The organism is Gluconobacter sp. P5H9_a, from assembly GCF_018812085.1.
In the GTDB taxonomy this organism is placed as follows: Bacteria; Pseudomonadota; Alphaproteobacteria; order Acetobacterales; family Acetobacteraceae; genus Gluconobacter.
Genome location: NZ_JACRVW010000027.1, coordinates 1 through 9,767, shown reverse-complemented (window position 1 = coordinate 9,767; position 9,767 = coordinate 1). Strand labels below are relative to the sequence as shown.

Annotated in this window: 7 protein-coding genes; 2 read left to right on the top strand and 5 right to left on the bottom strand. The window is 62.4% G+C overall.

The features are described from left to right. Positions 1–37: 37 nt before the first annotated feature. Positions 38–5,179 (bottom strand): DEAD/DEAH box helicase family protein, encoded by a 5,142-nt coding sequence (locus KP708_RS14925; protein ID WP_010505024.1) that lies wholly within the window; start codon positions 5,177–5,179, stop codon positions 38–40. A gap of 113 nt (positions 5,180–5,292) precedes the next feature. After that, positions 5,293–5,556 (bottom strand): hypothetical protein, encoded by a 264-nt coding sequence (locus KP708_RS14920; RefSeq protein WP_010505023.1) that lies wholly within the window; start codon positions 5,554–5,556, stop codon positions 5,293–5,295. 594 nt (positions 5,557–6,150) lie between these two features. On the opposite strand from KP708_RS14920, the gene KP708_RS14915 reads away from it, so the two are divergent. Further along, a complete protein-coding gene (locus KP708_RS14915) occupies positions 6,151–6,906 on the top strand; it encodes a hypothetical protein (RefSeq protein WP_010505022.1) in 756 nt (251 codons plus the stop codon). Positions 6,907–7,209: 303 nt separating this feature from the next. Then, positions 7,210–7,722 (top strand): MucR family transcriptional regulator, encoded by a 513-nt coding sequence (locus KP708_RS14910; RefSeq protein WP_010505021.1) that lies wholly within the window; start codon positions 7,210–7,212, stop codon positions 7,720–7,722. A gap of 2 nt (positions 7,723–7,724) precedes the next feature. Here the strand turns inward: KP708_RS14910 and KP708_RS14905 are convergent, their stop codons facing one another. Genes KP708_RS14905 through KP708_RS14895 form a run of 3 tightly spaced genes read right to left on the bottom strand, consistent with a single transcriptional unit; the run spans position 7,725 to position 9,284 of the window. After that, the gene (locus tag KP708_RS14905) at positions 7,725–8,696 is read right to left on the bottom strand and encodes a phosphoadenosine phosphosulfate reductase family protein (RefSeq protein WP_010505020.1); all 972 of its coding nucleotides are present in this window, start codon (positions 8,694–8,696) and stop codon (positions 7,725–7,727) included. Further along, on the bottom strand, positions 8,693–9,070 hold the full coding sequence (locus KP708_RS14900) for a hypothetical protein (RefSeq protein ID WP_010505019.1): 378 nt from the start codon (positions 9,068–9,070) through the stop codon (positions 8,693–8,695). The genes KP708_RS14905 and KP708_RS14900 overlap by 4 nt, the downstream gene beginning before the upstream one ends. 43 nt (positions 9,071–9,113) lie before the next feature. Further along, positions 9,114–9,284: a hypothetical protein gene (locus KP708_RS14895; protein ID WP_156315476.1), complete on the bottom strand. Its 171-nt coding sequence runs from the start codon at positions 9,282–9,284 to the stop codon at positions 9,114–9,116. Between the last annotated feature and the right edge of the window lie 483 nt (positions 9,285–9,767).

Sequence of the window (9,767 nt, the reverse complement as noted above, 5' to 3'; positions counted from 1 at the left end):
GCACCGGGCGGGCCATGCCCGCCCCTTCCCCCTCTCCTTATGCTGCCGCTTCTTCTCCCTCCCCTTCTCCCCCATTGTCGTTGACGCTCAGACTTTCCATCGCGGCCAGCGCCTCGGCAGCCTCAGCCTCCCGACGCGCCGTATCCTCGGCCAGATCCGCCTCCAGAGACGCCATTTCTTCTTCCTTCTCCTCCAGAAGAGCGGCCTCGCGGAACGGCATCCCGTCACGCGCACGGTAGCCGGGCAGCTTGCGCTCCGTCTCGGCCAGCAGCCGCTGTGCATCCGCAAGCTCGCTGTCAAAGCGCAGCAGGGTGTTCTCGATGCGGGCAATAAAGCCAAGCGGGGCGGTGTCATGATCAAAGTCGATCCCGATCATCCGGTCCTCGGCCACAATCGCAATCGTCGCGTCCCATTCCTCTTCACCCATGAAGGTCGAGCTCCAGGTCTCGCACACCAGTTCGAAGCCGCCGATTTCGCCAAGTGTCCACCGACCCTTCGTCTCTGCGCGTTTGGCCGTGCGCGCCTGACCCATCAGCCACCTACCGGCATCCTGCCGCTCTGTCAGCACATCCGACTTGCGCACAAGCTGGAACGCTTCGCCCCGTGTCGACTGGCGTTTCGCGATATCCGCCCTGATCTTCGGAATGACGGCTTCGGCCACCCTCTGATCGCGTTCAGCCCGCTCGATCGCGCGACGGACATTGAACTGGTCGTCGTAATGGGCGGCCTTGAGACGTCGCAGGCGGGCCAGTTCTGCTTCCAGTCCCGCCTTTTTCATCAGGCGTTCGTCACCTGAAGCCAGCGCCTTGGCCATGGCAAACTGGTTGGCACTTTCGCCGATATCCTCCAGACGGCGGATTGACCGGTCTCCGGACATGGCCAGACACAGGAAACGCTGCTTGCGCTCCAGAAGCTGCCAGTTCGTGGCATCCACCGAGCCTTTCAGGGCATAGGCGTAAATCTGGATCACAGGGTTCTGGTTGCCCTGGCGTTCGATCCGTCCCTCACGCTGGATGATATCGGCCACCAGCCAGGGCACATCGAGATGGTGCAGGGCAATCAGACGCTGCTGTGCGTTCACGCCCGTGCCCATCGTCGCACTCGAGCCGATCAGGATGCGTTTGCGCCCGGAATTGAGATCCCGAAACAGTCCCTGCTTGGCCGCACTCTTTTTGTAGTGCTGCATGAACGCGATCTCATCGCGCGGCACGCCCATCCGCATCAGCTCGTCGCGGATCCACAGATAGGCCGAGAAGCCCCGTTTCTCCAGCGCCGCTTCCGTGCCCAGATCCGAGAAAATCATCTGCACGGCCCCGGGCAGGTCATACGGCTTGCCAGTGTCGGGATCGGTGTAACGGTTTTCGCTCGTCGCCTTCCAGATGTCGAAGACCCTCGCGATCATGACGTTCAGCTTGTTGCTGGTGTCGTTGTCCTCCCAGGATCGGACAAAGCGCAGATCAATCGCCGCATGACGCGCATCGTTGATCACGGACAGGATGATATCCTCGCCCTTCTGCGGCTTGCCCTTGCGCTCCTCGATCACCTTGATCCGCGCTTCCAGCTCCTTCTGGTAATCGCGGAAGGCGGGTCCGCTATCTGCGACGATGATCTGTCGGCTGCCCGTGGCGATTTCAGGCAGTTTCACGTACTGGCGCAGATCGTCCTGCTGCACCACATCCGCGAAATGCCGGTACATTGCCATCAGATCGGCCACGTTCACGAACTCCGCAAACCGCGTCACAGGCTTGTACAGCCCGCTCGGCTGAAGCTCGAGTTCCGTGCGGGTTTCCCCGAAATTCGCGGCCCAGGCGTCGAACTCGTGCAGGCCGCGCTCGATCAGGGCGTCGATCTGCTGGAAGCGCTGCACATTGTACATCTCGCCAAGGGTGTTCGTAATCGGCGAACCCGAGGCCATGACAAGCTCGCGACCGGGATTGATGCGGCTGAGATAGCGGGCCTTGACGTACAGGTCCCAGGCACGCCCGCTGCCGTTCGGATCGACCCCCTTGAGGCTGGACTGGTTCGTGCCGAAGCTCAGTTTCCGGAACTGCTGCGCCTCGTCCACGAGGATCTGGTCGATCCCGATCTCGCCAAGATGCACCAGATCGTCTTTGCGGCTGGCCAGCCCGTCCAGCTTGGCTTTCATCCCCTCCTTCATGCGCTCGATGCGCTTGCGCGAGATGCGGTCGTCGGCGTCGATCTCGCACAGCAGGCTTTCGTAAGACGCGATCTGCGCCTCGATCATCGCCTGCTCAAACGCGGTTTCGACCGGGATGAACTTGAAGGCATCATGCGTGATGATGATCGCATCCCACTGTCCCGTGGCCGCACGGGCAAGGAAGCGCTGACGCTTCGCTTTCACGAAGTTCGTCTCGTCCGCGACCAGGATTTTCGCGGTCGGATAGAGCATCAGGAACTCGCGGGCCATCTGCGCCAGACAGTGTCCCGGCACCACCACCATGGCCTTCGAGATCAGGCCGAGACGGCGCTGCTCCATAATGGCCGCACACATCGAGAAGGTTTTTCCAGACCCCACCGCGTGGGCCATGTAAGTGTTGCCCGTGGCGATGATGCGCCAGACCACCCGCTTCTGGTGGGCACGCAGCTGGATCGTGGTGCTGGCCCCCGGCAACTGCAGATGCGCGCCGTCGAATGCGCGGGGGACGAGGTTGTTGTAGGTGTCGTTATACAGTCGCACCAGACGCTCGGCGCGCTCTGGATCCTGCCACACCCAGGTCTGGAAGGCCGTTTTAATAGCCGCGAGCTTTTCCTTGGCGGCCTCGGTCTCCTGCGCATTCAGGGTCCGGTGCTCGCCGTTCTCGTCGCGCCAGGTGTCCCAGATCTGCGGGATGGCCTGATTGAGCGCATCCTCGATCAGTTCCCCTGCGAGACGCCGTTCGGTGCCCCAGACGGACGTCGCCTCCGCCTTGCCCCGGAACGGTCCCTTGTCCAGGGTCCAGGACGCCACCTCCTTCGTGTGCCACACGCCAGCGTCGACCCCGATGACCTCGGCAATGAAGCCCTCGATATCGGTGGTCGGGATCCACGGTGCCCCGAGACGGGCCGTGATGTCGCTCGGTCGCAGATCCTCGGGCTGGGCCTCTTCCAGCGCGGCCACGGTCCGGGCAAAGCGGGGGTCAGTCTCGGCCGCCTTGCGGGCCTCCGCCAGTTTCGTGCGCACCGCGCCTGACAGCGCCTCATCGGCTGGCACCCACACATCGCGCCCGGGCTGGCTGCGTCCGGCATCGAGATAGATGGCACTGCCCAGCTCGGCGATGACCTCATCTTCGGACCGCCCCAGCAGCTCGGCAATGCGCGGGATCTCCACCACACCCGTCTCATGCAGGCAGACCGCAAGCGCGTCATGGGCGCTGTGGACTTCCGGCTCCAGCGTCGCCTGGATCACACGCTCGGAGAACAGGGGCCCCTGTGTGCCAATCTGCCGGTCCTCGTCGTACTCCTCGATCGAGCTGACCAGCCAGACGTCCGGATCGTCATAGAAGGGCTGGAGGTTCGGACGCCGCTGCGTCGTGCTCTCGTCCCCGGTTTTCGGATCAACACGCGTGCTGGTGATCGTCAGGTTGATCGGGCCGAACTGTCGCACGAACGTCTGGTAGGCGCGCTTGAGGTCCGTCTGGAGCGCACTGTAAGGCAGGTTCTCCACCTGGGCGCGCAGGACCGCACGGGCGGCATCGCGGACAGGGATCAGGCCTTCAATGATGCGCGCGTGCTTCTGGAAGATGCCGTCCTTCTGCTCGCCTTTCCTGACCTTCACCGGCACCGACTGGCCGTCGATGATCTGGTGCAGCGCACCCTTCTCGATCAGGTAGCTGCCTTCCTTGAGGCTTGCCCCCTCCCCTGCCGTGCCGACATCCGCACGGCGGCTTTGACGCAGCGCCTCGACGTCGAGCGTCTGCGGCACCGGGAACCGGGCCAGCCTGGCCAAGCGGGAAAGCGTGCTCGGCAGGGCATCGTCGAGCATCAGCATCGGGTTCGCCGCGCAGGTGTATTCCGGCCCGAACTGTCCGCTCGTCCAGCCGTGCCGACCCAGCACCTGCTGACCGTTCTCTACGAAATAGCGGTTGATGCTGAGCGGTCCCTCCCCCTCATCCGTGTCGGGCAGATCCGCAACCTCCAGCCAGGCGCTCTCGCCCGGGCTGTCCCCGATCTCGCGCCGGCGCAGGACCAGCACGTCCACGACCACATCGGTCCCGGCATCATCGTGCATCGCACCTGCGGGCAGACGCACCGCCCCGACCAGATCCGCCGTTTCGAACAGATGCCGGCGGGCGGTGGCGTCGCGCTTGTCCATTGTCCAGCGTGACGTCACGAACAGACCCATGGCACCGGGACGCAGGCGGGAGACAGAGCGGGCGATGAAGTAGTCATGCAGCGACAGGCCAAGCCGCCCCAGCTCGTCCGTGCCGCGCACCGTCCGGTTGCTGAACGGCGGATTGCCAATCGTGAGGTCAAACTGCTCCGCAATTTTCGCCGTCGTGAAGTCCTCGGCGCGAACCCACTGGTTCGGAAACAGCTTGCGGGCAATGCGGGCCGTCAGAGGGTCATTCTCGATCGCCGTCCAGGCTGTCTTGGGGGCAAGTTTCTCCGGGATCGCGCCCATGAACAGACCCGTGCCACAGCCCGGCTCCAGCGCACGTCCGCCGCGGAACCCCATCTGCGCCACCAGATCCCACAGCGCATGCACGATCAGTTCCGGCGTGTAATGGGCGTACTGCGTGGCCCGCGCCAGTCCGGCCCGCTCCTGCTGGCTCGTCAGCGTCTCAAGCTGCACCCCGATTTCTTCCCAGCCCTGACGGAAGGCTTCGCCCGGACGGGGGAACAGGCTGTTGGCCAGCTCCCCGGCTCCAAATCCCGTAAACTTCGCGAGCAAAGCCTGCTCGGACGGCGTTGCATTGCGCCCCTCGGTCTCCAGTTCGGTCAGAAGACGGATGGCGGCGAGGTTGTCCCGTGCGCGCGCTTTCCAGCCCTGGGACAGGTCACGTGTGCCACAGAGACGGAAGTCGATCTTAGGCGCCACAACCGGGGCTGCAGCGGCCTCTTTCGCGAGGGACGCGGCCTCGTCGAGCGCACGATCTCCGGGCAGGTCGCCCCAGAACAGGGTGTTGCTGCCGCCCCCAAGGGCTGAGGTGTCGAAAAAGCTGAGCTGGGTCTTGCTCATGGGAGGAACTCCGGACAAGCGGCAACGCCCGGTGCTGCGCGGCGGCAGACCGGGGGGCCGGAAAACAAACAGGATGGGTTTGGGCGAAAGGCGCTCAGGCCTTCCGGATCAGGTCACAGCGGACCGAAGCGCAGAGAGATCTGTTCGCGCTCAGTGTGGGACAGACGCGACAGGGGCTCACGGTGATAGGGGGATCCCTGACGGGCCTGGCGCGCGACCTGCCACCAGGCATTCTGGTCCGAGCAGGTCACGCCGCGCAGCTGAGTGTCAGCGTGCTCCGGGCCGCAGCCTTCGAGAATGGTCCAGCCCTCGCGGTGGGCCTGAACCAGGCTGAAATTCTGTGTGGGGGTTGGGCGTGTGAGGGCCATGACGGGCATCGTCTGCTGTCTCCTTTCTGACCCTTTCCGGCGAGCGCGGCGTCGTTCTGGGCGGCAAGGGCGACGCGTCAGCGTCGGGACCGCCCGGCCCGCAGCGCCAGCGAGGACACGGACGGACCCACCCCTTGCGGCACAGGGCGATCCCGTGCTGCCTCCCCTTCTTTCCTCTTTTTCTTTTACGGTCCGCGTCTTCTGCGGTAAGCGTCCGGAGACGACACGCTGCGATCCTGCGTGACAGGCTGACGCGCATGATCGATGAATATCCAGCCACACGTCTCAGCGAACTGCTTCCGTTTCCCCAAAGCGCCAACGGCTGATTGGGGATTTCGGCCTGTTCGCTTTAGGGCCGCAGCCGCGACGAGCCGACATTCGCTGTATTGCGCGGTCTGGTCACTGCTGAGAGACAGATTTCTCATGGACGGCTTGGCCCCCTACACCCAAATTCTGTGCCGGAGGGCCTTAGCGTCATCACTGGCAATCGAAAGCATAATGCGAATCATCCAGCTGACCAGACAGTCCCAACTGGTGGGCAACATCGGCTATTTATAATAATCAGCTATTCCACTCAGTCTAAAAAAGGCAGGATAAGTGAATATGGGAAAAGAAGCAGGCGTCGTGAACGTATTCGACAAACCGTATGAGGTTTGGTCGAAACGCGATTCAACAATGGAGGAGGCGCTGGACCTCTTCAATAACAAGGGCTTATCTATGATCGAAGCCTTGCAGGTGAACGACCAGCTTATCGAAGTGGTTTCGACACACACCGAAGCTGCTACTCGAATACTCCGCCAGAAAGTTGACAATAGTCTGGAGGCGCATATCGACAGAGCACTCGACGCAAGCCCAGAATATCTGAATCTGCGCAAGTTGATGCCGCAAGATGAGCCCGAGGCTCTTAGTTTATACCAAGGTAAGTTCTCTGAATGCGAATGGCCAATGGCGGATGCGGCCATCAAAACTTATGGCGTGGAGATAGCAGAAGGCCAGTGCTTGTTCCACGGCGGCCATTGGACAAACGGCAGCTCCCCTATCAACACATCGCGTCCATTCTCCACCTCATTCTGCCCTCAAGTTGCGTTGAGGAACGCCGAGTGGAATGGCAAGGCTTATGACGCTGGTCGGGTGGACCTCATGGTGGTTCGCGTGAGGGGGGGGAAGAACAAGGCCTACGCATACAGCCGGGAGGGCAATCATGGTAACGAGAAGGAAGTCGTCTTCGCGAGCGGCGCACAGCTAACTCCTATAAACGAAACCTTCATCGACAACATTCTCGTATCGAAAGTTCTTCCGAATTCCTCATTGATAGAAAAACTCGTGCCTGCCTACGTCGTTTTAGTCGAGCTCAGCTAAACCAAAGTGCGTGGACGCCGCAGATCGAGCAGCTGGGTAACTCATGATTCTGAGATTTGTCCGCTTTATGGCTCAGAGGTTGGTGCCGCGAGAGTCCGCAATGAGGCGTAAGCAGCCGTCAATCGTGCAATTCTCGGACGCTTACCTTCTGCGATTTGTGCTCTCACGATCAAGGAAACATGACCGTGTTTCGACGCGGCTCGGGGAACTGTTAATATCTGAGGCAGTAATCGTCGTAACGACTTGCAGTCATGACCTGAAAGAGCCATGTCCAGAGCTCTTCCAGAACCTTGAGGGACATTTATGACCGACCTGATTGAGACCATTGCACACCCTCATGCTGATCTTCTGCCACTCACCGCTGACATCGTGGCCGCCTATCTGTCGCAGAACGAGCTTTCCGCTGACCAGCTTCCTGCGCTGATCCGCAGCGTGCACGACGCCCTCGCGACGCCGTCCACGCCGGAGCCTGTCGCGGAAGAAGCCCCGACCCCCGCCGTGAACCCGAAGCGCTCCGTGTTTCCGGACTACATCATCTGCCTGGAAGACGGGAAAAAGCTGAAGATGCTCCGCCGTCATCTCAAAACGGCCTACAACATGACGCCGGAAGAGTACCGGGCCCGGTGGGGCCTGCCGCGCGAATACCCGATGGTGGCGCCGAGCTATTCCGAGCAGCGCTCATCCCTCGCCCGCGAGATTGGCCTGGGCTCCACGACCCGCGCCTCTGCGCCTCAGGAGCCCTCCCCTGAGGAAGAAAACCTTCCACCAGTAAAGAAGCTGCCCGAGAAGCGTCGCGGCCGTCCGGCCCGCGCCTGAAACTAGACCGGCCCTCCCCCGATGCCGAAGGCCCCGGCCGGAAGGGTCCAGTCTTCTGTCAGAACCGACGGGATCGGGCGATCCGACAGGCAGGCGGCGACCAGGTCGGGGCGTGACCGGGCCGCGTGATAGACGGCTCCCTCGGACGCCAGCTGCTCCAGCCCTCGGTCACGTTTGATCGTGCAGCCGAACTCTTTTTCGTAGTTCACCAGCCTCGCAAACCGGTTCGCATCCATCCATTTCAGGGTGGCGAACTGGTCTGCATTGCCAAAGATACAGAACGCGCAGGACAGGCGCGAAAATCCGCCCTGATAGGGATAGGCGGGCATGACGCGCCAGCGCTTGAGGATGTCCCAGACTTCAGCCTCGGACCAGGCGTGCACAGGGCGGAAGTGATCGACATGCCGACGCCGCCGTGTCCCGTTCCTCGTGTCAGTCCGATGGGGCTCAAAGGCGGCATAGCGGGCCCGTGAGGGACTCTCTTCAGCACGCTCGCCTGTGACCATGAGGGTACGTCGGTTCAGGAACCGGTCCTGTCCCCGCAAGGCGCGATCGGCCACATCAACCTTGAGGCTCGCCGAGCACCAGCGCACGGAGAGGCTGGCCGAGACCTGGGGAAAGCGCAGGCGTGTCCCCTCTGGCCCCTGCCCTCCTGCTTTTATGACTCCATCCGGTGTTTCGAAGACTACCGGAGCTGTGGGCGCGGTGTCCCGCAGCATTTCGCGCTCGAAGCCGCCTTCGCGCCAGGAACGGTAGAGCGGCAGGCTGAAGTCGCGCGCCAGGGCTGCGACGTATGGGCCTGTGGAGGGCCAGTCCATGAAGGACCGCCCTGCCCCATCCACCTCATGATGCCAGAGCTCGATGCGTTCGGCCGGAGCACCGGCTTCCAGCAGGGCGAGCAGACAGGCGGTTCCGTCCTTGCCTCCGGATACGGCGACAATGATGTGGTCATAGGACGCAAGATCAGGCCTCATGACGTCCACCGACTGACCGGAGCGCCTGTCCGCACCGAGCGGCACATCAGAGCCTGGGCGATCGGACGTTCCCTCAACAGCAGCGGCTTTTCATGGCGACCGTCCCAGGTCAGGCCCCCACAGCGCGTCAGCAGGCCGATCTCGACGGCGGCTTCGTCGCGACAGGCGCACACACGCTCATTGCCACCTGAGTTGCGGCGGCACGGCTCATTCGCAGGTGCGGCACAGCCCATGCAGGCAATCGTCAGCGCCGGATCACCGTCTTCCCAATGCGCGTTGCAGCGACGGCAAGTTGTGGGCTCCTGCGTGTCGGTCCAGCGCATCGGAGGCCGACCACGAGGTGTTGGGACATAGGGGAACTGGTAGCGTTGCATGATGCTCGACCCATCTCTGGTTCTTCAAACATCATCGCGGCGGTCAGGCAGACGACCGGGGTGCAACAGTGCCGCGCAGCGGCAGGATCGGCGTCACCCGGACCCACGCACAGACGGCGCAGCCGACGAGCATGGGGAGGACGGACGGCGACCCACCTGTTGCAGCACGGGCGGCTGACTGGCAGCGGTCCTCTCTTCCCTTTTCTTTTCCCACGGCTGTAATTGCCTGAGTAAGGCTTTACGCAATGACGGATCCAGCATGTCAGCGAAGAACGTCCTCCCATCGGGCACCCCCGTCATGACGTAATGACGGCTTTACGCCCCTCGATATCCACCGCGGGCAGGGCAGTGTCCGGTCACTAGGATACCGTCCTGTCATTACGACTTTACGCAATGACGGACCCAGCATGTCAGCGAAGAACGTCCTCCCATCGGGCTCCCCCGTCATGACGTAATGACGGCTTTACGCCCCTCGATATCTCCCGCAGGCAGGGCAGTGTCCGGTCACTAGGATACCGTCCTGTCATTACGACTTTACGCAATGACGGAYCCAGCATGTCAGCGAAGAACGTCCTCCCATCGGGCTCCCCCGTCATGACGTAATGACGGCTTTACGCCCCTCGATATCTCCCGCAGGCAGGGCAGTGTCCGGTCACTAGGATACCGTCCTGTCATTACGACTTTACGCAATGACGGA

Bases quoted from the DNA above. Each gene is read 5' to 3' on its own strand.
- KP708_RS14925 (WP_010505024.1), bottom strand. From the start codon at position 5,179: ATGAGCAAGACCCAGCTCAGCTTTTTCGACACCTCAGCCCTTGGGGGC.
- KP708_RS14920 (WP_010505023.1), bottom strand. From the start codon at position 5,556: ATGCCCGTCATGGCCCTCACACGCCCAACCCCCACACAGAATTTCAGC.
- KP708_RS14915 (WP_010505022.1), top strand. From the start codon at position 6,151: ATGGGAAAAGAAGCAGGCGTCGTGAACGTATTCGACAAACCGTATGAG.
- KP708_RS14910 (WP_010505021.1), top strand. From the start codon at position 7,210: ATGACCGACCTGATTGAGACCATTGCACACCCTCATGCTGATCTTCTG.
- KP708_RS14905 (WP_010505020.1), bottom strand. From the start codon at position 8,696: ATGAGGCCTGATCTTGCGTCCTATGACCACATCATTGTCGCCGTATCC.
- KP708_RS14900 (WP_010505019.1), bottom strand. From the start codon at position 9,070: ATGCAACGCTACCAGTTCCCCTATGTCCCAACACCTCGTGGTCGGCCT.